The organism is Paenibacillus endophyticus, assembly GCF_014192395.1.
In the GTDB taxonomy this organism is placed as follows: domain Bacteria; phylum Bacillota; class Bacilli; order Paenibacillales; family Paenibacillaceae; genus Pristimantibacillus; species Pristimantibacillus endophyticus.
In genome coordinates this window covers 91,664-117,991 of record NZ_JACHXW010000007.1, presented here as the reverse complement: position 1 = coordinate 117,991, position 26,328 = coordinate 91,664, and the positions used below count along the sequence as shown (strand labels likewise).

The 26,328-nt window shown below is 50.7% G+C and carries 18 protein-coding genes; 13 read left to right on the top strand and 5 right to left on the bottom strand.

The features are described 5' to 3' along the window. Nucleotides 1–82 precede the first annotated feature (82 nt). Nucleotides 83–2,080: an elongation factor G gene (locus tag FHS16_RS13615; RefSeq protein ID WP_183562926.1), complete on the top strand. Its 1,998-nt coding sequence runs from the start codon at nt 83–85 to the stop codon at nt 2,078–2,080. 184 nt (nt 2,081–2,264) lie between these two features. Here FHS16_RS13615 and FHS16_RS13610 read toward each other — a convergent pair whose 3' ends face one another. Next, on the bottom strand, nt 2,265–2,849 hold the full coding sequence (locus FHS16_RS13610; protein WP_183562923.1) for a hypothetical protein: 585 nt from the start codon (nt 2,847–2,849) through the stop codon (nt 2,265–2,267). 179 nt (nt 2,850–3,028) lie between these two features. On the opposite strand from FHS16_RS13610, the gene FHS16_RS13605 reads away from it, so the two are divergent. From FHS16_RS13605 to serS, 7 genes are all read left to right on the top strand, one after another. Next, nucleotides 3,029–4,342: an ABC transporter substrate-binding protein gene (locus FHS16_RS13605; protein ID WP_183562920.1), complete on the top strand. Its 1,314-nt coding sequence runs from the start codon at nt 3,029–3,031 to the stop codon at nt 4,340–4,342. A 98-nt stretch (nt 4,343–4,440) separates the two neighbouring features. Beyond that, nucleotides 4,441–5,394 (top strand): carbohydrate ABC transporter permease, encoded by a 954-nt coding sequence (locus FHS16_RS13600; RefSeq protein WP_183562917.1) that lies wholly within the window; start codon nt 4,441–4,443, stop codon nt 5,392–5,394. Then, nucleotides 5,391–6,245 (top strand): carbohydrate ABC transporter permease, encoded by an 855-nt coding sequence (locus FHS16_RS13595; protein WP_183562914.1) that lies wholly within the window; start codon nt 5,391–5,393, stop codon nt 6,243–6,245. Before FHS16_RS13600 ends, FHS16_RS13595 begins: the two co-directional genes overlap by 4 nt. Nucleotides 6,246–6,326: 81 nt before the next feature. After that, nucleotides 6,327–8,051, top strand: a complete 1,725-nt coding sequence (locus tag FHS16_RS13590) for a cache domain-containing sensor histidine kinase (protein WP_183563513.1) — start codon at nt 6,327–6,329, stop codon at nt 8,049–8,051. A gap of 31 nt (nt 8,052–8,082) precedes the next feature. Further along, nucleotides 8,083–9,429 (top strand): ABC transporter substrate-binding protein, encoded by a 1,347-nt coding sequence (locus FHS16_RS13585; RefSeq protein WP_183562911.1) that lies wholly within the window; start codon nt 8,083–8,085, stop codon nt 9,427–9,429. 18 nt (nt 9,430–9,447) lie between these two features. Then, the gene (locus FHS16_RS13580) at nt 9,448–11,052 is read left to right on the top strand and encodes a response regulator (protein WP_183562908.1); all 1,605 of its coding nucleotides are present in this window, start codon (nt 9,448–9,450) and stop codon (nt 11,050–11,052) included. A 300-nt stretch (nt 11,053–11,352) separates the two neighbouring features. Continuing rightward, the gene (gene serS / locus FHS16_RS13575) at nt 11,353–12,633 is read left to right on the top strand and encodes a serine--tRNA ligase (RefSeq protein WP_183562905.1); all 1,281 of its coding nucleotides are present in this window, start codon (nt 11,353–11,355) and stop codon (nt 12,631–12,633) included. A 158-nt stretch (nt 12,634–12,791) separates the two neighbouring features. Here the strand turns inward: serS and FHS16_RS13570 are convergent, their stop codons facing one another. The 4 genes from FHS16_RS13570 to FHS16_RS13555 form a co-directional block, all read right to left on the bottom strand. Further along, nucleotides 12,792–15,920 (bottom strand): ATP-binding protein, encoded by a 3,129-nt coding sequence (locus FHS16_RS13570; protein ID WP_246431749.1) that lies wholly within the window; start codon nt 15,918–15,920, stop codon nt 12,792–12,794. 105 nt (nt 15,921–16,025) lie between these two features. After that, a complete protein-coding gene (locus tag FHS16_RS13565; RefSeq protein ID WP_183562900.1) occupies nt 16,026–16,445 on the bottom strand; it encodes a DUF1284 domain-containing protein in 420 nt (139 codons plus the stop codon). Nucleotides 16,446–16,537: 92 nt separating this feature from the next. Continuing rightward, nucleotides 16,538–17,056 (bottom strand): DinB family protein, encoded by a 519-nt coding sequence (locus FHS16_RS13560; protein WP_183563510.1) that lies wholly within the window; start codon nt 17,054–17,056, stop codon nt 16,538–16,540. A gap of 64 nt (nt 17,057–17,120) precedes the next feature. Next, on the bottom strand, nt 17,121–19,433 hold the full coding sequence (locus FHS16_RS13555; protein ID WP_183562898.1) for an AraC family transcriptional regulator: 2,313 nt from the start codon (nt 19,431–19,433) through the stop codon (nt 17,121–17,123). Nucleotides 19,434–19,577: 144 nt separating this feature from the next. Between FHS16_RS13555 and FHS16_RS13550 the strand changes: the two genes are divergently transcribed. The 5 genes from FHS16_RS13550 (at nt 19,578) to FHS16_RS13530 (ending at nt 26,208) form a co-directional block, all read left to right on the top strand. Continuing rightward, a complete protein-coding gene (locus tag FHS16_RS13550; RefSeq protein WP_183562896.1) occupies nt 19,578–21,095 on the top strand; it encodes an extracellular solute-binding protein in 1,518 nt (505 codons plus the stop codon). Nucleotides 21,096–21,430: 335 nt separating this feature from the next. Continuing rightward, on the top strand, nt 21,431–22,990 hold the full coding sequence (locus tag FHS16_RS13545; RefSeq protein WP_183562894.1) for an extracellular solute-binding protein: 1,560 nt from the start codon (nt 21,431–21,433) through the stop codon (nt 22,988–22,990). 177 nt (nt 22,991–23,167) lie between these two features. Then, nucleotides 23,168–24,118, top strand: coding sequence for an ABC transporter permease (locus tag FHS16_RS13540; RefSeq protein WP_183562892.1), 951 nt, complete (start codon nt 23,168–23,170; stop codon nt 24,116–24,118). A gap of 52 nt (nt 24,119–24,170) precedes the next feature. After that, nucleotides 24,171–25,046, top strand: coding sequence for a carbohydrate ABC transporter permease (locus FHS16_RS13535; protein WP_183562890.1), 876 nt, complete (start codon nt 24,171–24,173; stop codon nt 25,044–25,046). 58 nt (nt 25,047–25,104) lie between these two features. Next, on the top strand, nt 25,105–26,208 hold the full coding sequence (locus FHS16_RS13530) for a glycoside hydrolase family 88/105 protein (RefSeq protein ID WP_183562888.1): 1,104 nt from the start codon (nt 25,105–25,107) through the stop codon (nt 26,206–26,208). Nucleotides 26,209–26,328: the final 120 nt, after the last annotated feature.

The window sequence follows — 26,328 nt, the reverse complement described above, 5'->3', positions numbered from 1 at the left end:
GCAACGACAGCAGCTGCTTGCTGTAATGCGCTTTCAACGTTACGATAAGGAAAGAATGAGCGTTTCGAGGGAGATATGCGAGATGGAGTCTATTGCACAACAATATATAAGAAACATTGGGATCTTCGCTCATGTTGACGCGGGGAAAACGACAACGACGGAGCAGATCTTATTCCGCAGCGGACGTATTCGGTCGCTTGGCAGCGTGGATGCAGGCACGGCGCAAACCGATTTTCTGGAGGTGGAGCGCACGAGAGGCATATCGGTACGCGCTGCGGCGACGCGCTTTAACTGGGAAGGGATGACCGTGAACCTAGTGGATACGCCAGGGCATGTCGATTTCCTGTCTGAAGTTGAACGGTCTTTGCGAGTGATGGACGGAGCGGTTCTTATTCTTTCAGCAGTAGAGGGCGTGCAGGCGCAAACGGAGGTTATTTGGCATGCGCTAAGGGAACGCAATATTCCAACGCTCATCTATGTGAACAAAATGGACAGGATCGGTGCAGATGCCGAGCGAACATTGAAGCAAGTGAGAAGGCTGCTATCGTCTCAGGCGGCGCCTATTCAAGCTCCGCTCGGCACGGAGGACAGTTTTACTGGCTCAATGAGCGTGCTGGATATAGCAGGTGAAGATACGGAAGAGGCACAGGGCTATTTGCAGCTGCTCGAGGAATCGGTGGCCGAAAGCGAGGAAGCGCTGCTGCTTCACTATTTGGATCATGGAAATCTGCCGCGAGAGGAGCTGGCGCGAAGGCTGCCAGAGCTTACACACAGCGGTGAGCTATTTCCCGTTTTATTCGGCGCATCGAATAAAGGCATTGGCATTGAGCCGTTGATGCAGGCGATGGCAGCGCTGCTGCCAGGGCCGTTGGCTGTACCGGATGGCCCGGTATCCGGCGTGGTATTCCGGATTGAGCGTGATCAAGCGATGGGAAGGATTGCCTACGTACGCTTATATAGCGGTATCATTCGCAATCGTGATTCTGTGAGGAATGTGACACAGCAGATAGAGGAGAAGATTACTCAAATCCGCAAAATCGATGGCCAGAAGGCAGAGGATGTCGGTCTGCTGGCCGCAGGCGATATCGCTGCTGTCTGCGGATGGAACCAAGCGCGGATCGGCGATATTGTCGGCTGCGCGGACTATGTTCCCGGTGAGACGCGGCTTGCAGTGCCGCTGCTCACCGTTCAAGTGCGATTCGGCAGCGAGGCCGAATACCCGTCAGTCGTTGCCGCCCTGCAGGAGCTAGCCGATGAGGATCCTTTGCTCGATCTGCAGTGGCTTCAGGAGCAGCGGGAGCTGCACCTGAAGGTGATGGGGCCGATTCAGATTGAAGTGCTGACGCATGTGCTTCACGACAGATATGGCTTAAAGGTCGAATTCAGCCAACCATCCGTTATCTATAAAGAGACGCCAGCCGAGTCGGGAGAAGGCTTCATTGCCTATACGATGCCGAAGCCGTGCTGGGCGATAATGCGGTTCCGAATCGAACCGGGCGAGCGCGGCAGCGGGCTTGTCTATAGCTCGGTCGTGCGGCCGGAACGGCTGCTGGAGCGGTACCAGAACGAGGTGGCGCGGAGCGTGCCTGAAGCGCTGCAGCAAGGCCTCTTTGGCTGGGAAGTTACGGATGTGAAAGTGACGCTAATAGAAGGCGAGCATCATGTCTGGCATACGCATCCGCTTGATTTTGCTTTGGCGACGCCCATGGGCATTATGGATGGATTAGCCCATACAGGGGTGAAATTGCTGGAGCCCATGCTTTCATTCCGAATCTCCGTGCCGGAGGAGACGGGAGGCAAGCTGATGAATGAGTTGATTCAAATGCGGGGAGAGTTCGGCACACCTGTTGTGAGGCAGGAGCGAATGGAGCTCGAAGGCATAATGCCGGTAGCTACCTCACTGGAGTTCCCTGCAAGGTTCGGTTCGCTTACGAAAGGAAGAGGTGCCTTGTCGACCTTTTTTGCCGGCTACAGAGAGTGCCCGCCGGATGTCAAGGCGGAGCGGGTTCGCCGAGGCGTCAACCCGCTCGACCAAGCGAAATATATTTTAGCCTTTCGCAATGCGCTTGCCAGCTCGTAGCGCGGTTATCCGTTCAGTACTAGTTTTATGTTTTGGCTGGAGTTCTAGAGAAATATTGAAGTCCACATCCAAAAACCTCCGATCTGCCGCCTAGCGGTGACCGGAGGTTTTTAGTGTTTCTGAATGCAAGTCCAGACTAGCCACCTAGGCCCGGATGCTCCTTTTTACCACGTAAAGCTCACTTCTATGTCTTGCGGTCTATCGGTATCGGATTAACTGCAATCATGCCGTAGGCTTGGGGCACCTCGGCGGATGCTCCGAACCACAGCTCGCCGATACCGACCATAACGCCCTGATCGCGAACGAAAAGTTCATCGACCTTCTGCGCCGCGAGCGCGTCTTTCACGGGTTTTGTCATAATCTCATCGTATTTCGCTATGAAATCGTCCCTGGACGTCACGGTGTAAGGCGTTTCCCCGTTCACCTGAAGAGGAAGCAGAATAAGTGCTGCTACCGCAACCTTCTCATCGGCGGCAACGGCCGCTTGCGCGCTTTCGAACATTCGAATAAAAGCGGCGGGATCATCGATTCCGGCAGCCGCGAACGGATTATCCCCTTGGCTTGCTCCCTCTATTGGCGCAGTCTTGGCTTCTGCCTGATTCACTGGCGCAATCGCTGCGGCACCCGGATCGGTGTCCGCTCCGCTCTTTCTCGTACTCGTTTGCCCGCAGCCAACGAGCAAAGTTACGGCTATGCCAAAGGCAGCAAAAGATGCTAAGCCTTTTCTTCTGCGTTTCGTAAATGGTATCGTCAATAGCCTATTCGGCATAATAGCCTCCTTAAGATTAGCGGACCCGTATGGTCCACCTTTATGTTTATATCCTATTTTTAACCGGCCGTAGTATTTTCAACCATAAATCGTAAATTTGCCACCTCAACATTGCCTCTTGCTTCCATTAAAGTAAGGGTGTAAGCGAGGAACATATTTGAGAGGGGTAAACACAGACGATGAAAAACGCAAAAGGTTGGGTCATGCTGCTGCTTAGCGCTATGCTCGTTCTTGCTTTGTCAGCTTGTGCTGGCAACGATAAAACCGAGGAAAACACAGAAGGAGCCGCAGAAGGCAGTGCAGGCCAAAAGGTCGAGCTTTCGTTCTGGACACTCGGTAATACCGGGTATGAGGATCTGGTCAAAGAGTGGAACGCAGCAAACCCTAACATTCAAGTAAAAGTACAGAACACGGGAGACCAAACCGCACACCATAATAATCTTACAACGGCTTTGTCGGCGAATTCCGGCGCACCGGATATTTTCCAGCTGGAGATAGGCTTCATGGAGCGTTTCCTGACGGCCGAGGATAAATTCCACAACCTGAATGACCTGGGAGCGGAAGCGTTGAAAGGCGACTACCTGGATTGGAAGTGGCAGCAGGGCTCCTCGAAGGACGGCAGCTTCCAGATCGGGCTTCCCACGGATATTGGCCCGACAGTCGCTTATTACCGTACCGACCTGGCCGAAGCGGCAGGCCTTCCTACAGAGCCGGCAGCATTCGCGGCAGCAATCGATACTTGGGACAAATTCGCGCAGGTTGCCGCTGATTTCAAAGCAAAAACAGGCAAGCCGTTCGTAGACTTGAAAGACTTGATGTACAACTCGGTTCGCGACCAATCGGACGGTGAGATTTACTTCAAGAAGGAGGACGGCTCCTTCATCGGCGACACGAACCCGCAGGTGAGAAAGGCATTCGACTTCACGGTAAAAGGCATTAATGAAGGCTGGATCGGCAACTGGGCGCTTTGGTCCCCAGAATGGGGCCAAGCAACGAATAACGGCGATTTCGGTATCATGCTTGCTCCGGCTTGGATGATCGGCAACATCAAAGGAAACGGCAAGGATTCCTCCGGCAAATGGAAAGTGACACAGCTCCCTGAGGGCTCAGGCAACTGGGGCGGCTCCTTCCTGTCGCTGCCAAAGGAAGGCAAGCATCCAAAGGAAGCCTTTCAGTTCATCAGCTGGCTCGACAGCAAGGCCAATCAGCTCGTATCGTTCAAAACAAAAGGTCTAATGCCATCGATTCCCGCTCTCTATGAAGATGCAGAATTCACGGGCTTTACGGATGAATTCTTCGGCGGACAAGCGATCGCAGTTGAATACGGCAAAGCGGCTGGCTCCGTTAAACCGGTCTACTACGGACCTCTTCATGACCAAACAGATACGTTCTTCAAGGACGCGCTGCAAAACATTATGGAGAAAAAAGCAGATCCGCAAGAGGAATGGGATGCGGCTGTCGAAAAAGCGAAAAAACTGGTAGAACGCAGCTAATCCGGCTCGTAGCCTGTTTGCTCGCAGCATAGAAATGTCAAATTCGCAGGGTAATCCCTGCGAATTTGGTTAATTCTCATAAATTTCGGAGGTGCAACATGCAGCAGCCAGTAACTGCCAGTCCGGCGGTGAAGACGGGTAAGCCATTTTTGACGGAGCGTAGGCTTAGCAGCCTGATGGCTTATTTATTTATCTCGCCTTTTTTCTTGTTATTCGCCGTTTTCGGCCTCTATCCGATTTTGTTCACTATTTATTTGTCGTTCTACAAATGGGATGCGCTCGGACCGATGAAATATGTCGGCTTCAAAAACTACGATTTGATTACGAGCGACCCTACCTTTTGGATTTCATTCTTGAATACGCTGCTCATCGGTTTAATGGGCACGGTGCCGCAGCTTCTCGTCGCGCTCGTGCTGGCCGTCTTGTTGAATTCAGCGATGACGCGCTTTAAGAAAGGCTTTCGGATTCTTTTCTTTATGCCGAATATTACGTCAATCGTAGCGGTAACACTTGTGTTCAGCACGTTCTTCGGCAATAACGGAATGGGGAATTGGTTGCTGGATCTGATCGGCTTTGATCCGGTCGCATGGGGCTCGGGCTTCTGGGGCGTGAAGATTGCCATAGCTACAATGATTATGTGGCGGTGGACGGGTTATAATGCCATCATTTATTTGTCAGGACTGCAAAGCATACCGACCGACTTGTACGAAGCAGCCAAGATCGACGGCGCGAACAAGCGCCAGCAGCTCGTCTTCATTACGCTGCCGCTGCTTAAGCCGTTTATTATTTTCACGGTGCTTATGTCTACGATCGGCGGCCTTCAGCTCTTCACGGAGCCTTACGTCTACCTTGGGCAATCGGGAACGGGCTCGACCCGCGAAGAAGGCATTACGATGGTCGTTTATCTCTACAGCGAAGCGTTCCGCAACGGCTTTTTCGGCACGGCGGCGGCAACAGCGGTCATGCTGTTTATCATTACGATTATTTTCTCGGTCATTAATATGTGGGTTTCGAATCGATTAGGCGGAGATACCGGAGGGAGCAAAGCATGAGAGCAACAGGGACAGTGGAAGAGAAGCAGGGCATTGTGAGCAAAACGTTGTTTTACGTGTTGCTTATTGCAGGCGCTCTCGTATCGGTTTTTCCTTTTTATTGGATGTTTGTTATTGCCACGAACGATCGCAGCGGCGTATTTCACGTCCCGCCTCTGCTGACGGTCGGGGACCAGTTTTTCGTGAATTTCCAGCGGGTATTGGAATTGTCCTCTTTCTTCACAGCGCTGGGCAACTCCTTATTCGTTTCTACGGTCGTTACGCTGTCTGTCATCTTCTTCTGCACATTGGCAGGCTATGCATTCGCGAAGTACGAATTTCGTTACAAAAATATACTGTTTTTCTTTGTAATCGGCACGCTGTTCGTGCCTCAGCAGCTCGGGGTATTGCCGACGTATGTGATCATGGCGAAGCTGGAATGGATCGATTCGTTCAAGGCGCTAATCGTTCCGGCCATGGTTAATGCATTCGGCATCTTCTGGATGCGCCAATACATTTCGACAGCCGTCCATTCCGAGATGATTGAAGCTGGCCGCATCGACGGCGCGGGCCATTTCCGGATTTTCTGGAGTGTGGTTGTCCCTGTGATTACCCCCGCCATGGCTACTTTAGGCATTTTCACCTTCTTGAACGTTTGGAATGACTTCTTCTGGCCGCTTGTCGTGCTGAAGGACAGCTCGAGGTTTACGATTCAAATGGCGCTGCAGCAGCTATTCACGACACGCGACGGTTTGGATTACGGCATGATCATGTCGGCGACCTTCTCGGCTACGCTGCCGCTGCTTATTGTGTTTCTGATGTTCAGCCGCTGGTTCATAGCGGGTCTTACTTCCGGCGCTGTGAAAAGCTAACGAAATGTTCCGCAAGCAAAAGGTAAATGTCGAATGGGCGGGGAATATGTAAGAGGAAGCGATTACAAAGGAGTGAATACGTTGAAGCTGCGGCGCAAAATATTACTGGCTAACATTCTTCTCGTGTTTATCCCGGTCATCGCGATGGGTACTATCTTCTACTACCATTTCTCGAGCGTAATCGAGAAGAAGTCGAGCGACTTCTACGGTATTTCCTTGCTTGAGACGGACCGCAAACTAAAATATGCGTTAAACGAGATTACATCCGTTACGAACGCGGCAATCACCCAGCAGGTGCTTCAGCAATCGTTGAAGCGCCCTAATGCTGTTTTTACGTATGACCGTAGGCAGGAAATCAATAATTTATTTATTAACCACCCAATGATCACTTCCTTCATCGTCTATGCCAACGATAAGCTCGTGTACCAATACAATGCTTCGATGTCGCTCAAGGATATGAAGCGGCAGCCTTGGCATCTGCCTATGATGCAGGCGGGGGGCGTGCCGGTATGGTCGGGCCCGGGCGAGAACGGCTCCGCAGCAGCAGGGAAGCCCGTCCTGATCCAAGCGAGGGAAATAAGAGATTATTACTCACTTGAACGTATAGGCTCGGTCGTTGTTTACGTTAAGCCAGAGGTGCTCGACCAGGTGTTCTGGGATGCGGCCACGCTAAAGGAAGGCGATATTCTGCTGGTGAACAGAGTGGGCAATGTCGTATTCAACAAGTCTGGCGAATCGATTGGTGAACATGTTGATTTTCCTTTCCTTTCGGAGGGAAGCGTGCCGAATAAAGGGTATTACACGGACAACTACCGGGGCGAGAAGGCTTTGATTACATATCTGCCATCGCATAATCCGGAATGGTATTTAGTTGCCATTACACCCAAGCGGCTGCTGCAATCGGAATCGCTTTCGATTCGCAACATCGCACTCGTGCTGGGGTTGTTTTCTCTGCTGTCCGCGTTATTGTTCGACCGATTCTTCGTTACTCGGCTGGTTGGAACCATCATTAGCGCGGTGAACGGCATGAAAAGAGTGGAGCAGCGCATATTCACCCCTATTCCCGATGACGACAAGTCGGATGATGAGACTGACTTGCTTGTTCAAGGCTTCAACCGCATGAGCAGGCAAATCAATGAACTGCTCCAGCAGGTGGAAACCGAGCAGGCCCATAAAAAAGAAGCAGAGATGCAGGCGCTTGTAGCGCAGATCAATCCGCATTTTATATATAATTCACTTGAATCGATTAATTCGATGGCTATCTTGCAAGGCAATAAGGATATTAGCAGAATGGTCATCTCGCTAGGCAAGCTGCTCCGCATCAGCATCAGCGAGAATCAAGAGCTGATTCCGATCCACACGGAGCTGGAGCATGTCCGGCATTACTTGAATATTCAAAAATACCGGTTTGAGGATCAATTCGAATACGACATCCAGATTGCGGATTCGCTTCGCGGTTATTTGACCCAGAAGCTGATTGTCCAGCCGATTGTGGAGAATGCGCTGTACCACGCGATCGAGCAGATGGAGCACCCGGGCTCTATAACGATCCAGGCCGTAGAGAACGGGCAAGATATCTGGATCGACGTGGTCGACAATGGGCCGGGCTTTGACGAGAAGACACTGCTCAATCTATGGAAAAAAAACGAAATGCATGACCGGAAATACAAGGATAGCAGCGTTGGGCTGAGAAATGTGCACGAGAGGCTGCGAATCCGGTTCGGCAGCCGTTACGGGCTATTGATCTGCTCTTCGCCCGGAATGGGCTCATCCATTCGGATCAGGTTGCCCAAAATTAAGCCGTAGCAGGACCATGCAGCCAGAGGAGGACGCTTAGGTGAAACGATTTATGAGCTGGGGATGGCTGCTGCTCTACGCGCTTGTGCTGTCAGGCGCTGTTTACGCGGCCGCCATTGGAAGCGATAATCGAGCTGAGGACGTGCCGACCGAGAAGATAACGCTGACGTTTCGGCATTTCTGGAACAAAGAGCATGACCGGCCAATGCTTCATATTTTTGAGGACGCCGTCCGCAGTTATGAGCAGGCCTACCCCAACGTCAAGGTTAACATGGAGAGTATGGACCAGACGATTCACCGCGAGCAGAAGCTGAAAAACGAGATGGTCACCGGAACTCCGCCGGATCTGTTCGTACTGTTTGGCGGCGCGGAAATTGAACCCTACATACGTGCAGACCGTCTGATGGATATGACGGCTTTTATGGAACAAAACGATTTGACGAATCAATTTCAGGATTTGCATCTATGGTCGAAGGATAACCGCGTCTATGGACTGCCGATTGAAGGAAACGCAGAGCCGCTATTCTATAATAAAACCATCTTCAACCGCCTCGCGTTAAAGGTACCAGAAACGATTGCTGAGCTCACGCATGCGATTGGCGTGCTGAAGAAGAACGGCTATACACCTTTTGCGCTCGGCAACGAGGACCGCTGGCCTGCGGCCATCTATTTGCAATATTTGATGGATCGGCACACGGGACCGGCTTTAATTGAAGACCTTGCAGCCAGCGATCGGGGTGGAACCTTTGTCAACAGCGGATACCAAACGGCATATGGGCAATTTGACGCGTGGGTGAAAGCGGGGGCATTTCCGACAGTAGCGAATGGCCGCTCTGCCGAGGAAGCCATCGACATGTTCACGAGCGGGAAAGCAGCCATGTATTTGAACGGAAATTGGGATATTACGCTCTTTCATAATGAACAGCAAGGAAAAGACTTTCAGAATGAGATTGGCGTTATTCCGTTCCCGAGCTTGCATGCGGAAGGGCTACGCTCCATAGCCGGAGGTTATACTTTCGGCATAGGCATGTCCTCCAATTTGTCTGATGCGAAGCAGGCGGCCGCGTTTGAGCTGCTGAGATTCATCTATACCAAGGAAATTCAGTCGAGAATTGTATATGAGGCGCTGCGTATTCCGTCCATGAAGATTGCATTTGATCCTGCGCGCACGGGTCCGGTATTCGCAAAGGTCATCGCGCTTATGGAGCAAAGCCGCGGCAGCTTCGTTCCCTATGATAATCTACTGTCACCGGAAGTGAAAAAAGCATTCTTAAAGGGAATTGAGGAGCTTATCAACCAATCGTCGGCCCCAGGCGACGCGTTAGCCCGATTAGAGCAGGCCTCCAAGGATTATTGGAGACTGCGCCAGAGTTCAGCCGCTCAGTAGCGGCAGGAGGTATAGAAGATGGACGTTTCCGAAACGATATATAAGGTGATTCTAGCAGACGATGAGCCTCTTATTCTGAGAAGCCTCAAGGCGGCCATTCCATGGAAGGAACTCCGGCTGGATATTGCGGGCGAGGCGAGAAACGGTGAGGAAGCACTGCGTCTTGTGCTGCAGCATGATCCACATCTAGTAATCAGCGACATCCGCATGCCTGCATTGGACGGGATTTCGCTCATGAAGGAAGCGATGGCCTATAACCCGAATCTAATCTTCATCGTAATAAGCGGCTATGGCGAGTTTCAATATGCGCGCGAGGGCTTGCGCCTTGGCGCTTTTGATTATTTGCTTAAGCCCATCGACCATGACGAGCTGACGCAAATGATCGAGAAAGCCGTTGCCAAGCTGGACATTGATAAAATGCGAAAGCTGGAAACCGACAAGCTGCTGCACTCGGTGCAGGCGTTGTCCCTGCTTGCGCGCGAGCGTATGTTTGCCGAGCTGATCGAGGGAAACCAAAGGCCGCTGCAGCATTTGCAATGGCTGGAGCAAAGCGAGCTGGAGCAGCCTTATATAATGGTGGTCGTGCAGCTTGACCATTATTCGGCGATGGATAAACACTGGACGGCAGAGGAGAAGCGGCTGTGGTTTTTTGCGATCCGTAATATTCTCGAGGAATGGTCAAAGAAAAACGACGGCTTGGCCGTGTTTCCTTTTCATAGTGGCGAATGGATTCTATTGTTCTCTGATACGACGGTACAGCAGAAGAAGCTGCTTGGCGAAGATATTATTTATCATATCAAGCGGTACTCCAAGCTTACTTGTTCGGTTGGAATTAGTAAGCAGGCACAAGGCGTGGACCAGCTGAGCGCTGCTTACCAAAGCGCAAACCAGGCGTTGTTCGGAAGGTTCTACGCCGGGGCTGAGGGCATATTTATGGATGAAGAAGAGAGCAAGCCGGCGCCTGGAGCCTTTGAGTACCCGAAGCGTCTGGAGCAGCAAATGCTGGCATGCGTTCGAACGCTCAATTTACCGCGAATGGCTGAGCTGTTCGATGAGTTGAAAGTGACGTTCGTTAAGGGCGCTTTCTCGAAAGAGATAACAGAACGCATCTTGGCGGCAATGACGGTTGCGCTGCACCGGCAGTTTGAGCATCTGAACCTAACGCGGACAGGCTCGATTGAGGATCTGCTGCAAAATCTGCAGGAAGCGGCTACGCTGGAGGAGCTGATGAGTTCCTCGAAAGCGGCGGTTCTGCACTGGATCAAACAAAATCAGGCCAGCCAAGCCCGTGAAGACGGGATGACATTGATTGAGAAGGCCAAAAAATACATTGAAAACCACTACCATAATGACCTCGGTATGGATGAGGTGTCCGAATATGTCGACCTTAGCACCAGCCACTTCTGTACGTTGTTCAAGCAGGTTTCGGGCTATACCTTCCTCGAGTATTTAACGCAGCAGCGCATGGAGAAAGCCAAATATATTCTGAGGCATACGGATGTGAAGGTGTACCAAGTCGCGCCGCTTGTCGGCTACCACGACCCGCGCTATTTCACGCAGGTGTTCAAGAAAATTACCGGCCAAACGCCTTCGGAATATCGGGATGGGCAAGAGACCGCGTAGCATGCGGACGTGAAACGAATATAGGAATGAACTTGTTATTATTAGAAGTTTTATGCTATAGTACTATAAATTAATAATCGGATCACGCCAGTGAAGAGATTCCAACTCGGAGGCGTTCTCGTCAAGGAGAGGCAGAAGCCTCCCCCTAAGTTTACCGGGACCGCCCGTTACAGCGGATCAAAGAGGATTGAACAGCTCGACTGTTTGGTCAATTTGGGTGGCACCGCGAGTACAAAGCGCTCCTCGTCCCATAGGGATGAGGGCGTTTTTTGTATTTCTACTCAAAAGGAGCGCGGTAGCATGTTGGATTTGAAATGGATCAGGCAAAATGCGGAGCAAGTGCAGACGGCGGCAGATCAAAAGGGAATTAGGCTGTCGCTTGAAGAGCTGCTGCTGAGGGATGAGAAGAAGCGCACGCTGCTTCACGAGACAGAGGCGCTTCGGGAAGCACGGAATAAGCTCTCGCTTCAGATTGGCCGTCTGATCAAGCAGGGGGCTGACGGAGCAGCGGCGCAGGCGAAGCTGCAAGTAACGGAGACGAATAAGAAGCTGGAAGCGGCGGAAGCAGAGCTTGCGATCGTTGACCATCAATTGGCAGAGCTGCTCTTGCTCGTTCCTAACATCGTATCGCCGGATACGCCGGTTGGCAGGTCGGATGAGGACAATGTAGAGGTAAGGAAGATTGGCGCGCCCCGAAGCTTTGGATTTGAGGCAAAGGATCATATGGCGCTCGGTGAGCTGCATGATCTCATTGACATCAAACGAGGAGTCAAAGCGGCGGGCAGCCGCAATTATTACCTCAAGGGAGCAGGGGTTATGCTGCATCGGGCGGTCCAGCAGCTCGCGCTGGATATGCTGGTGGGGAAAGGGTTTACGCCGCTGGACGTACCTTTGATGGTTCGCACAGAGGCAATGAACAGCACCGGCTTTTTCCCGCTTGGGGAAGACCAGACCTATCGGATATCGAATGATGACAAATGGCTGGTAGGCACCTCGGAGGTGCCGATGGTTATGTATTACGCGAATGAGATCGTAGATGCCGAGGCTCCCATTAAATTGGCTGCGGCGTCGACGTGCTTCCGCAGCGAGGTTGGCTCGGCGGGCAGGGACGTGCATGGTTTATACCGTGTACACCAATTCGCCAAAGTAGAGCAGGTTGTCCTCTGCCAGGCGGATCCGACGCTATCAGAGGCGATCCTTCAGGAAATAACGGCGAATGCCGAGGAACTGCTGCAACTCCTTGAGTTGCCTTACCGGGTAATGGCAGTCTGTACGGGAGATATGTCGCAAAAAACGTATAAGCAATACGATATCGAGACCTGGATGCCTAGCCGGGAGAGCTATGGGGAGACGCATTCGTCGTCTAACCTTCATGACTTCCAGGCGCGCCGCTCGAATATCCGTTACCGGACTAAGGAGGGAACGCTGAAATTCTGCCATACGTTAAATAATACGGCAGTGGCAAGCCCGCGTATTTTAATTCCGCTGCTTGAGAATCATCAGTGCGAGGATGGAGCAATTCGGATACCTGAGGCTCTCCGGCCGTATTTGAACGGGATGGAGCGGCTAGAAGCGAATTAGGTGCTTATACGAAAGCGGAAAGCGGCAAGGCTGGCATTGTGCCGCGCCTTGCCGCTTTTTGCTAATAGGGATATATCATGATTGCGTTCCAGCTCATGTATGAACTGGCGTAGGGATGCCGTATTCGGGCCGAAGGGCGTTACCAGTAGTTAAGAAATTCATATTCTCGAAGAATCGCCGGAATGTACGGGAATGCGAAAGGAGACGCTAGTACCCTCGTCGGGCTTGCTATGGATGATCAAGCCTCGGCCGTATCTCTTCATCAATCTCCGGTTCGTATTGTAAAGGCCGATACCGCTCTTGGCTGCGCTTGGCTCGCTAAGCAGCTTAGCGACCATTTCTTTGTCCATTCCGATTCCGTTGTCCTTCACCTCAATGTGCGCGTAATCGCCTTGGCAAGTGACGCGTATGGAAACCTTAACGCCCTGCATGCGGGTAAGGCCATGCTTGACCGCGTTTTCTACAATCGGCTGGATCGTAAGCGGAGGAAGGCTAAGCTGGCAATCGGCATCTATCTCCCAGTCCACGGTTAAGCGATGTTCGAAACGCGATTTTTCAATAAAGAGGTAGGCTTTAGCCAAATCTATTTCGTGAGAAATATCGACAACAGGCTGCGTATTCAAAAAATTAAAGCTGATGCGGAGATAGTCCGCAAAGGCCTCGACAAGCTCTTGCATTTTATCGGTGTCGATCGCGCTTAAGGCCATTATGGAATTTAAAGTATTAAACAAAAAATGAGGCTGAATCTGCGCCTGTAAATAGGCTGCTTCCATGCGCATGCTCTCATGTATCGATTGTTTGAGATTCGTCAGCGTCCTCATGCGGTATTTCAATTCCAACGCATCGACGGGTTTCGTTACGTAGTCATTAGCACCGGCTAACAGCCCGGTATAGATATCCTCGGGCATGGTTCGGGCAGTCAATAATAGAATGGGGAGATCCGACAAGGAATAGCGCTCCCTAATTTTCCTCGTCAGCTCATAGCCAGACATATGCGGCATCATGACGTCAATAACGAGTACATCCCATTGCTGGATATCTAGCACCCTTAGCGCTTCTTCGCCAGAGCTCACCGTCGTTATCGCATAGGATTCAGTCGAGAGAATGGATACAAGCACCTTCAAGTTAACGGCATCATCATCAACGGCAAGAATATGAATTCGATCGTCATTTGATAATGGCGAGGCAGATGCCGCGAAAATCTCTGTCTCTACGTTCGGACCTTCGTGACTTACCTGCGAGGCCGCCGCAAGCTCCACTGCTGCTTCACGCTCAGTAAGCTGCTGCTGCAAGGAAGAAGAGAAGGAGGGCTCGGCCAAGGGCAGGCTAAAGCTAAACACCGTTCCTTTGCCTAGCTCCGATTGAACCGTGATCGAACCGTTATGAAGCTCTATCAATTGCTTGCAGATGCTCAATCCGATTCCGATTCCGCTTCCTTCGTTTATCCCGTGAGCTCCTTGCTCGTACGGCTGAAAAGCACGGGCTGCCGTCTCTTCGTCCATACCGACGCCGGTATCGGAGAACCGGATAACCGCATTCCCGCCAATTACCTCCGCTGAAATGGAGATGGACCCTCTTTCTGTAAACTTGATTGCGTTGTGCATTAAGTTGTAGAGCACCTGAACTAATCTTTTCTCGTCGGCCCAAACGGCAGGAAAAGCCCGATCTACATTCTGCTTCAAAATAATAGGCTTGTTTTCGTACATGAAACGAAGCATGCTTGCTACGCCAGGAAGCAGCGCCTGCACGTGCAAAGGCTCCTTTTGCAGGACGATTCTATGTTCCCGAAGCCGTGTAATATCGAGAAGGTCGGAGAGCAGATGAGACATGCGCCTGCTTATTTTTACGAGCAGATCCATATCCCTCCTGCTCTTCCAATGGAGTCTGTCCTTTTCATGCAGAAGTACCGTTTCCGCAATATTCATAATGCCATGCAGAGGCGTTCGAAGCTCATGCGACGTATGGGTCAGAAATTGGTCTTTCAGCAAATCCGCTTCACGCAGTTGACGGTTTAACTGCATAATTTCTTGCGTTTTGCGAAAATACTTTTTAAGCGAATACGTAGAAAAGCCGATTATCGCAGCAATAATGTCAACCGGGTAATAAAGATCCGTTTTGGTAATGCCCACGTTTATGGCTGCCCATATCGCGCTCGACAGCACGGCTGCGCCAGAGAACTGCAGAAATACGGCATCCTCATCGGTTGCTTTTATGAAAAAGAGTTTGGTTATCAAATAAATGAGCCATGCGAAAGGAAAAAAGTACAGGGCGCTAAAAACTCTAAAATGATAGGTAGCGTGGACGAGAGCTGTCGGCGCCACACACAAAAACAAAGAATACATGATCAGCAAGGCCGAATACACGGAAAAACCTTTGCGGCCTTGCAGCATCGAAGTAAACCTTCTGAAAAAGAAGATAATCAAATAGGCAAGCCACAAGTAGGAAAGCAGCCTGATTTTGAAGGACCACGCGTAATTGATAGGCAGCCACAACATGAGCAGGTTATCATTGTCGGAGACAATGGCAAGGGACGCTGCTAACGACATCATGCCGAAGAGGAGCGGCGCTCGCTCGCTGCGGTTCAGAAAAAACAATATAAAGGCATATAAGCCGTGCAGCAGCAAAATGATAAAAGAAACGAGCTGAAAGCCGATTGAATACCATCGTTCGTAATCAATGGCCGCCTGGGAGCCAAAACGGATAGCGTGCAATATTCCTCCATTATAGGGGTCCTCGTAGTTGGCTACTTGAATGTACACGTCAAGCTCCTGTACCCCCAGCTTCGTGTAAGTGCTCGTAAAGGAGACCTTTTCCGGAATATAATCATCAGGATTCGCAGCGGGCTTTCCAATATCAGGATCACGGAGATCGTTGATTTGGACCTGGGCCGATGATTGAATCTTTTTGAACCAGAGCGTGGCGGGTTCCTTCAGCGGATCAATGTACATGCGCAGTCGGTAGGTGCCGTATCCGAAAGAATTTTCATGAGATGCGGGAAAAGAGTTTTTCCAGTCTCCTGGGACCTGGACATATGTAGACGAACGATCGTTTATTGAAGGTAGATCACGATGATTTAGCAGCTGGCCAGGGAAAAACTCCCACTCTCCGTCCAATCGCATGGGCGGTGAATGCTGCAAATCCCATCCGCGTAAATCAAGCACGCCATTGACCGGACTTGGAGCATCGGCCGTGGGGAAAACAGTTGCCCAAGCCCATCGCAAGCCAAGCAGAATGCCTAGAAACAACAACATGACGGAGATACGTTTGAAAGCTAGTGTGGTTTTCATTATTCGCATACGATATCATTCGACATGAATGGACTTTTCCCTGCCCCAAATGGCAGTGGTTAGAGGAAAAGCTGCATGGATAACCGTCTCAAATCTGCTCAAACGTCATGTCCCTACCTTGGGCAATGGCTGTCCGCTCGCCAGCAGGCCTACACCTTCGGCGCATACGCCATACTTTTCCCAAGGGCAGGAGGTGCATAGGCGGCTAATATCCTCAGGCACCATCGAAGCCGCCACGCGGCTGCACAAAGATTCCCAGCTTTCCTTCAATCCTGCCGTAAGTCCGAGCTTCGCTAGCACGGCTTCGTCAAGGCCGTATACCGTTCCCTCGCAATGATTGGCTTTGTCAGGCGGGTAAGCTTGGCAGACGTCGTCCGGTCCCGTTATTAATTCAACTAGGGTATGAGGCTGCGTGCGCAGCCTTTCATAAATAGCGGTCATGTTGGTGCAGAAATCATCGGAATAGCCCATGCCGCGATATCCAAGCAGGCACAGCAGATGATGTCCGCGCAATCGAATCGTCATTCCTTTATCGCTCCTTACAACAAAAACTCCTATATGTTAACCATTTTATCATAATAAAAGGTTTACATATAGGAGTTTGTTAGGGTTAATCCTTATCTTGCAAGGTATTTCTCGTGCACGATTCTCAGGTGATGCAGCTCGTGTCCGGCAATGATATAAGCGAGTGCCCTTGCGGATACATCGCCGCCGTTCGCTATACCTAGGCGGAGCCATGCTTCCTCCGACAAGCCTCTCAGTAAGGAAAGGGTAGACTTGCGAACGGCTATGTAGTCTTCGATAATTTGGGATAAGCTCCAATTCTGGAATGAGGCGGCAGTCATGAACTCATCCTGATCGAAGCCTGCTAGAGGGGTTTTATCGCCGCGTGCAGCACGCAGCAGCCGATAGGACATGACGCGCTCCGTATCCGAAATATGGCCGATCACTTCCTTCAGCGTCCATTTGCCTTCCGCATAACGGCAATCGGCCTGGGCTTCGGGAATATCAGACAGAAGCTCAGTCGTGCTTGCTAGCTGGCTTGCGAGCAATTCGGTAACGGAGCCTTCGCCTACAAGTCCGATATATTGCTCATAATAGGGGATATATTCTTCGGTTGACGGTCGTGATGACATCATGCAAGCCTCCTTCTCATTTTCAAGAGTATAACATAGTATCTTCCAAATGAATCTAGCAGGTTTATCGCTCCGCCTCTCGGTGCTTATCCCGGTATTGCCCAGGGGTCATTCCCTCGAGCTTGCGGAAAGACCGAATAAAGTTCTGTGAGTTGTTGTAGCGCAGCTTGGCTGCAATATCTTTGATGGGCGTCTCGCTGTCCGCCAGCCATTTCTTTGCCATTTTGAACCGATACATCGACAAATACTCGCTGAACGAATATCCGGTTTCCTTGCGGAATACGCTGCTTAAATAATTGGCGTTGTAATGCAGGCGCGAGGCGCACGCCTCCAGCGTAAGGTCCGTATCATATTGATGCTGGACAAGGTCGATGATTTTTTCGGAAATATTTTGATACTGCGCTTCCTGTCGATCCTTAAAGATTCTGACCATAGGGTAGGCGACCATCGTCCAGAACCAATCATCTATTTCCGCTGCCGTATGCAGTTTTAGAAGCTCCTCAAGCAGAGAGCTCTTCATAGGATGGAGCTGGTTCAAATTCACGCCCGACTCCTGCATCACAATCAATAGCTGGTTGAGCAGCCTTGCAAGCGGAATCTGATATTCATGAGGGGACATCTCCACGGCAAATACGGCTTGGAAGAAAGAACGCAGCAGCTCCTTTGACCGTTCCTTATCGGCGAGCTTAATTGCATCCAATAGCTCGTTTTCTATGTGTACGGGATAGTTGAGGTTCAAATAATGCTTGCCTGCGTTCACGTTCTCGTACGGGATGATGATGCCTTCGCCCAGCTTTATGCGATGCTTCAGCGCTTCCAGCCCCTCGCGGTATGCAGTTGCCAATGCGGAGAAATTGCTGAGCGGCAGGCTGATGCCTATGCTGACCTGTATGTTTAGACAGCTGGCGATTTCTTGCTGCAAATGCTCGGTTAGCGCATAATTGCTCGTGTGGAAAGCTTTGATGTCATGCTCCGTACTTCCGATAATCATGACAATGGTTTGATCCATGATGACCGGCGCAAGGCGCTGCTCGTAAGGAACAAGCTCCTCAATCATATTGTGAACGGCAAAAAGGAGCAGCTCCAAGTCGGTTTTGGCATAACGGCTATTTTCAAGGAAGTCGATTTGCAGTGTAACGGCGGCCATGGTTTTCCATTCGGCTAACTGCTTGCCATAGCCGAATTGCTCAAGCTTGCCGCTAATTTCGCCAGGCTTGATTTGACCTTGAAAGGCCTTCATGAAGAAAAAAGTGCGCACTTGGTGCATATGCTGCCGTACTTCCTTCTCCAGCTCGGTCTTGGATTCAAACAGATGCGCCACGCGCTCCCCAATAACCTGAAACTCATTGGTTTTGCGCTGTTGAATATCGGTCAGGCGCGCACCAATTTGGTTAAGCAGAAGCTGGATCGGCGAGTACATGCGCTTTGATCCAAGCCAAGCGAGCAGCATGGACAAAGTAAGCATAAACAAGCATACATACAGCGTATAGGTGCCGATTTTCGTAGATTCCTTCGTCATGCTGGCAATGGATGCAGTAGACAAATAAATCCAGCCGTTAAGCTCGGAGCGGTAGTAGGCAACGGAATAATCCTTATGAGCGATGGTTTCCTTGAATTGGCCGCTAGGTTCGTCGTCAAGCAGGCCGGTTTGCAATCCGCTTTCGGCAACGGGCTTGCCGATCAACGACTGTTCATGATGGAATAGAATACGATATTGCTCATCCAAAATCATAATGGACGATAATTGCTCGTCGTCGCTCTCCAGCAGCTCTTGCAGACTGCATGCGGGAATATTGGCGAGCGCCAGTCCATATTTCTCGAGTCCATTCGTCGGCAGCTTCTTCACGAGGCTGATGCTGTAGCCGCAGGCAGCGCTTTCAGCTGATTCCTCGCTATAGAACCAGCTGGAAGGATTGAGCATCCATGAGGTACCCTCAGGCACTTGCAGCAAGCCGGATAGCTGCTCATAATAAGCGTATTGCCCGAAGGCGTACAACCCTGAGTTTTTAATCATCCAGTCATGGCGATCGTTGATGAGCAGCACGTCCTCGAGCTTCGTATCGAAGGATTGCATATGCCGAATTTCGCTCCGCAAATCGTCGTACATGACAAAATCGTTCGCGGTCAGCGGCTGATTCATCGCTTTTTTGAGTACCGTGGAGTTGATGACTTGATTGAGCGTATGGTTGACAGTCATCAATTTCTGCTCTACATTTGATTTAATTTGCATAATAAGCTGCATTTTTCCTGCATTTACATTTTTCTGTATTTCATTCGATGAAGTCATATAAGAGAAGGCGCCAATGAATATAACGGGAAGCGTGCTGAGCAGGAAACCGAAGATCGTCATCTTGCTTAAGAAGGTTAAGGATCGCACAGCCACCAACACCTTGTCTAAGATTGGAAGAGCATTAGTTTTATTTTAGTAAACGCATACATTTTGAGCAATAATCATCTGCCTCGCCGATAATCATTTCCTTAGATTATGGGGATATAAAGGCGATTACACAAGGGGGCCGCCATGAGCATTCGTATACGAAGAACAAAGCTGTCTGCTAGCCTGCGATCTGCCGCAGTGCTGCTCCTTCTTCTTTTATGTGCAGCATGCACGTCGTCAAACGCCTTGAATGACCCGGACAATGACCCTTCGATACCGACCATTTCCATTATGGCGCCGCTGCATTTCCCCCATCCGCCGAGCGAGGAAATGTTGGAGAGAGTCGAAGGCCTTACCCATGTGAAGCTCGATATCAACTGGGTACCGGATGGCATTTATACCGATAAAATGAACACGGCGCTCTCCACCAATTCGCTCAAGAAGGCGACCTTCGTGAAGCATACGGATTATATTTTTGTGAAAAACGCGATTCGCTCCGGTTCATTCTGGGAGATTGGACCGTACTTGGAGCGGTTCCCGAACCTCATGCATTTGGATGCCGATATTCTGAACCAAGCTGCGATCGATGGCAAAGTCTATGGCCTGTATACGGAGCGGCCCTCTTCCAGGCAGGGGATCATTATTAGGCAGGATTGGCTGGACCGCCTGAAGCTTAGCGAGCCGGGAACGATTGATGAGCTCTATGAGGTCATGAAGCAATTTACGAAAAATGATCCAGACGGCAATGGCAGACCGGATACGGTTGGTTTGGCTGATCGCAATGATTTGATATTCGGGGCGTTCAAGACGCTGAGCTCTTATTTCGGAACGCCGAATAACTGGGGAGTGACGGAGAAGGGGATCATACCGGAATTCGAGACGGCTGCTTATATGGATACGATGGATTTCATGAAACGGCTTTATGATGAAAAGCTGCTGAATGCCGACTTTGCGGTGACAAGCAAGGATATGCAGCGCGATCAAATCATTCGCGGCAGCGCAGGCGTGTATATTGGCAGCATGACGGATGTTCAGCGACTATCCGACGAGGCGATGCAGATTAATCCTGAAGCACGATTCACGCTCGTAAACCGGATACTTGGGCCAGAGGGGTACCGGATATGGTCGATACCGAACTATAACGGCCTTTACTTATTCTCCAAAAAAGCCATTCGTGAGGAGAAGGAGCTGCTAGCCATGCTTGGCTTCTTCGATCGTACGATGGAAAAGGATGCTGCGAACCTGATGCGTTACGGCATTGAGGGCAAACATTATCAAATGGAGGGCGGGCAGGTGGCGCTGCCGGAAGCAACCTCTCAGCTGCGCGTTAGCGAGGTGAATGCGCTCTATTCGCTGATGATTGCGGATCTAAGCAACCCGAATCTGCTGAAGGTGGCGGAGAAGGAGTCGATGTGGGAGCTTGCGGAGCGGCTTAGCGCAGACAATGACAAGTTTATCGTCAAGGACCCGACCATCGGTCTGGAATCCAAAACCAATGACGAAAAAAGCATGGAGCTATATAAGATCATCTCCGACGCGACGTATAAGTATATGCTTGGACAAATCAGCGCAGAGGGCTTCTATCAGGAGGTTGAGCGTTGGAAGCGCAGCGGCGGAAGCCAAATTATGAGTGAGTATACGGCAGCTTATTTCAATAAGTAGAAGGGATTGGCTTAGCGGGTAATCAAGCGTCGATAAACCATATAAAAGTCCGAGAGGAATCTTCAACCCCACTATAAAGCGGGGATGAAGGTTCCTTTTTTTTGGCTATATGAAGGCATACGGGAGCTGAAGCTTCTAGCAATGATTTTGAGATAGTCATATTGGCGCGGTTTCGGGCTTGGGCTTAGGAGGTGTCATTTAAGAGGGGGATAATCATTAGCTCAGTTGGGGCCTTTGAGGGCGTGCATCGGTTCAAATGATTATTTCGGCACTCTGAATAGACATGGTAGCTTGAATGGGAAGCAATCAAAACGATATATGGAGGTCAACGCGGTATGAAGAAAAAATCGTATTCGATTCTGATGGGCATGGTTTTGACGTTCAGCCTGCTGCTTGCAGCATGCTCGGGCGGCAGCAACGGAGGCAACAATAATACATCGCCTTCACCGAGCAATGACACCGAAGCTAAGACAGAAGAAACAGCCAAACCGGAGGAACCGGCTAAGCCAACCGAAATTACGATCATGCTTCCGCTTAACACAGCAGAGACGCCGCCGGATACGATCAAGAACGAGCTTGAGAAGCTGACGAACACCAAGCTGACCTATCAATTTTTCCCGGCAGATACGTACGAGGAGAAGCTGAATGCTTCCTTTGCTACGGGCTCGCTGCCGCAGGTTACGTATTTGAAAAACCAAGCGACCTTCGTGCAGATGAAGGAAGCGATCCGCGAAGGGCAGTTCTGGGAGATTGGTCCCTACCTTGCCGAGTTCCCGAACCTAAGCAAGCTGAAGGAAGAAATTTTAAATAATACGAAGGTAGACGGGAAGCTGTATTCGGTTTATATCGGAAGGCCGCTTGCACGCCAAGGCATGATTTACCGCAAGGATTGGGCGGATAAGCTTGGCCTGTCTGCTCCCACAAATGTAGATGAGCTGTATGCGATGATGGACAAATTCACGAACGGCGACCCGGACGGAAACGGCAAGCCGGATACGATCGGCTTAGCTGATCGCAATGATCTGATTTATGGCGCATTCAAAACGGTTGCCGCTTGGTTTGGGGCTCCGAATAACTGGGGTGAGCGGGACGGCCAGCTTGTGCCTGACTTTACGACGCCGGAATATGCGGCAACGATGGATTTTATCAAAAAGATCCGTGATGCCAAAGCGATGAACGTGGATTTTGCAGCCACAAGCAAAACCGATCAAGTGAATATGTTTACAAGCGGCAAAGCGGGCGTCTACATCGGCTCGATGCAGGACGTGGATTCGCTTGTGAAGGATTTGGTCAAAAACGTGCCAACAGCCGTTGTTGATACGCACAGCATGGTAGCGGGCCCTGATGGGAAAATGGCTTCATGGTCGATCCCTGGCTACAATAACGTCGCATTGTTCCCTAAATCAGCGATCAAAGACGAAGCGGAGCTCAAGCAAATATTGGCCTTCTTCGACAAGCTGATGACGCCGGAAGTGGCGAATATGATGTATTGGGGCATTGAAGGCACGCATTACACGGTCGTGGACGGCAAAGCAAAAGCATCCGCGGACAAGGAGCTGACCGAGCGGGAAGTGAAAGGCTTCAAGGACAGCGTTATCGGCGAGCCGGAAACAAACGGCATGTACGAGGGCTTGCATGAGCTGGAAGCACGGATCCATGCCGAGCAGCTGATTGTGGAGAACGAGAAGATCGCCATCGCCGATCCAACGGCGCCGCTTGATTCGGCTGCATATACGGAGAAAGGCACGGAGCTGCAAGAAATCATTAAGGACGCCACATACAAATATATGTATGGCACCATTGATAAAGCAGGCTTCGATAAGGCGGTAGAAGACTGGAAGAAGCGCGGCGGTGCCCAAATTATCGAAGAATACAACGCAGCTTACAAGAATTAGAAGCGCCGATCGAGAAAATTGAACCCATCGTACAAAACCGTGAAAATCGTATGAATCGAACAATTCGTGCAATTCGTGTAATTCGTGCAAAACGTGCAAATCGTGCAATCGTGATGACTTGGAGGCTGCGTGCATCATTAGCAGCCTCCAAACCTCCCGCAGAAAGGAAGAAGCCATATGCAAGAATCGGTTATTCGGCAGGCAAGAGTACCGCAGCCTAGAACGAGCGAGCTCAAAAAGCGGCTTTGGAAAAACAAATGGCTCTATGTCATGCTTCTGCCGGGCATATTCTTTTTTATCGTATTCAAGTATATCCCAATGGCCGGTCTTTCGATCGCTTTTCAGGACTATAAGCCGTTCAAGGGCATCGGCGGAAGTGACTGGGTGGGCTTCAAGCACTTTGAAAGGCTCTTTACGGAGCCGGATTTCCTTAATATTCTGACCAATACGCTGCTGCTGTTCGGCATGAACCTGCTGTTCTATTTCCCTGTGCCGATTCTGCTTGCGCTTATGCTGAACGAGGTTCGATCCTCTTTTTTCAAAAGAACGTTCCAGACGCTCGTCTATTTGCCTCACTTTATGTCTTGGGTCATCATTGTGTCGATCAGCTTCGTCATGCTGACATCGGACGGCGGCATCGTCAATGAGCTGCTTGCGTATTTTGGATTCGAAAAAATCAATTTCCTGCTCAGCCCCGAGTGGTTCAGGCCGACCTATATCATCCAGGTGATCTGGCGGGAAGCGGGTTGGGGAACGATCATATATTTGGCGGCTATTGCCTCTGTCGATCCCGGATTATATGAAGCCGCGAGAATGGATGGCGCCGGTCGGGTACGACAGGTATGGCATATTACGCTGCCTGCGATCAGAAGCGTTATTATTATTTTGCTCATATTAAAAATCGGAGATGTGCTGGAGCTTGGATTCGAGCATGTATACTTGCTGCTGAACTCTATGAATCGCGACGTAGCCGAAATTATTGATACCTACGTGTATACGGCCGGTTTAAGGCAGGGGCAGTTCAGCTACAGTACCGCAATTGGCTTCTTTAAATCCTTTATCGGACTCGTATTAGTCATGGCAGCGAACAGGCTGGCGAAGAAGATGGGCGAGGAGGGCGTTTATTAAGTGAGAATAACTCAGCTTACCCGTTATGGTGATCGAGGAAGGGGATTTTCGCATGGTAGAGGATAAGACGTTTGGCGGGCGGTTATTTTCGATCGTGAATTTCACGCTGCTCGCTGTAATCGCGCTCGTTACCGTGCTGCCGTTCCTGCATGTTGTAGCAGGATCATTCACAACGAGCGCCGAAATGGCGATGAAGAAATTCATTCTCGTTCCGACCATATGGAGCTTTGATGCTTATACATTTATTTTCTCGACCGATACGATCTTCAGAGCGATGGCGGTATCTACGGGCATTACGTTGTTCGGTACCTTGTTCAGCATGTTTACAACCGCACTGATGGCTTACGGATTATCGCGAAGGGATCTTGACGGGCGCAAGGCGATCATGTTTCTGGTCGTGTTTACGATGCTCTTCAGCGGCGGACTGATACCAACGTTTCTTGTTGTGCGGGAGATGGGGCTAATTGATACGTATGCCGCACTTATTATTCCTTCCGCTATCAGCGCGTTCAATTTAATTATTCTAAAGAACTTTTTTCAGAATATTCCGGAGGGGCTTGAGGAATCGGCCAAAATAGACGGCTGCAATGACTTCGGCATTCTATTCCGAATCGTTCTGCCATTGTCGATGCCGGCGATTGCGACCATATCCTTATTCTATGCGGTGACGTACTGGAACACCTATTTGAGCGCAATTCTCTATTTGGACGACAGCGCCAAATGGCCGATTCAAGTGCTGCTGCGTCAAATCGTCGTGCTTGCAAGCGGTCTCGATTACAGCTCTGATCTGGATGCGGCCGTGCCGCCGCCTGACCAGACAGTGAAAATGGCCGTCATCGTTGTAGCAACGCTGCCGATTCTGCTGGTATATCCATTCTTGCAGAAGCATTTCGCCAAAGGCGCGATGCTGGGATCGATCAAAGGCTAGTCTGATAGAGAGAACGATTAAGGATATAGCATAGAAACAGCTGAGGGGAGTTTTGGACATGCCGAATCATGAGGCACGGACGCCGATCTTATGGGCAAGGGCAGCCTGCGATCAATTAATGAGCAGCTATTCGCCGGAGGAGCTACCGCCAGCGGGACGCTGGCACTATCATCAAGGCGTATTCCTATGCGGGATGGAGCTGCTGTGGCAGGAGGAGCGGGATGATCGGTATGATGCGTATATCAAAAGGTATGTGGATCAGCTGGTAGACGACTGCGGCAATTTCGAATTCGCGCGGGATGAGCTGGATGCAATCCAAGCGGGATTATTGCTGTTCCGTTTAGATGAGCGCTCGGAGGTGCGCAAATACCGAATAGCGGCAGATAAGCTCCGCAGTTTGTTCGGTACGCTGCACCGAACCTCAGAGGGAGGCTTCTGGCATAAGGATAAGTACGCTTATAACATGTGGCTGGATGGCTTATACATGGGAGGCGTATTCGCGCTGAAATATGCGAATGCTTACGGTGATGAATCGCTGCGTGCATTGGCGCTGCAGCAGGAGCGGTTGATGCGGCTTCATATGCGCGATGAGAAAACGGGATTGCTGTATCATGCTTGGGATGAAAGCAGGCAGATGCCTTGGGCCGATCCAGAGACGGGCTGCTCGCCGGAGTTTTGGGGAAGGTCGCTTGGCTGGTACGGACTGGCGCTTGCTCAATTTCTGGATGAGCTGCAAGAAGGGGAAGCGGGCCGTGCCGAGCTCGAAACCGAGCTGTCCAAATTTGCAGCCGCGCTCGTGCGGTATCAAGATACGGAGAGCGGCTTGTGGCATCAGATCGTGGACAAGGGGCATATGCCGGATAATTGGCTGGAAACCTCCTGTACGTGCTTGTTTGTCTATACGCTAGCCAAAGCATATAAGCTCGGCTTAGCGGATGATACTGTCCTTGCTGCGGCTAGGCGGGGATATGAAGGACTCGTGCGCGTCGTACAGAGCGATAATCAGGAAGGGTTTGTCCTGCCGGATATTTGCATCGGCACCTCGGCAGGAGATTACGAGAGTTACGTGACGCGGCCAACCTGCGAGAATGATTTGCATGGCGTAGGTGCGTTCGTTATGGCTTGCGTTGAGATGGAGACGCTGGTTGAGTTGCCGGAGTAAGAGGCCAATAAAGAGAGCTCTGCGGCATGAATATCCGCAGAGCTCTTTACGATACGCAGCTTTGCAGCAGCGCCTTTGTTCATTCACGTCATGCTAGGCTGACGTGGATGAATGGAATGC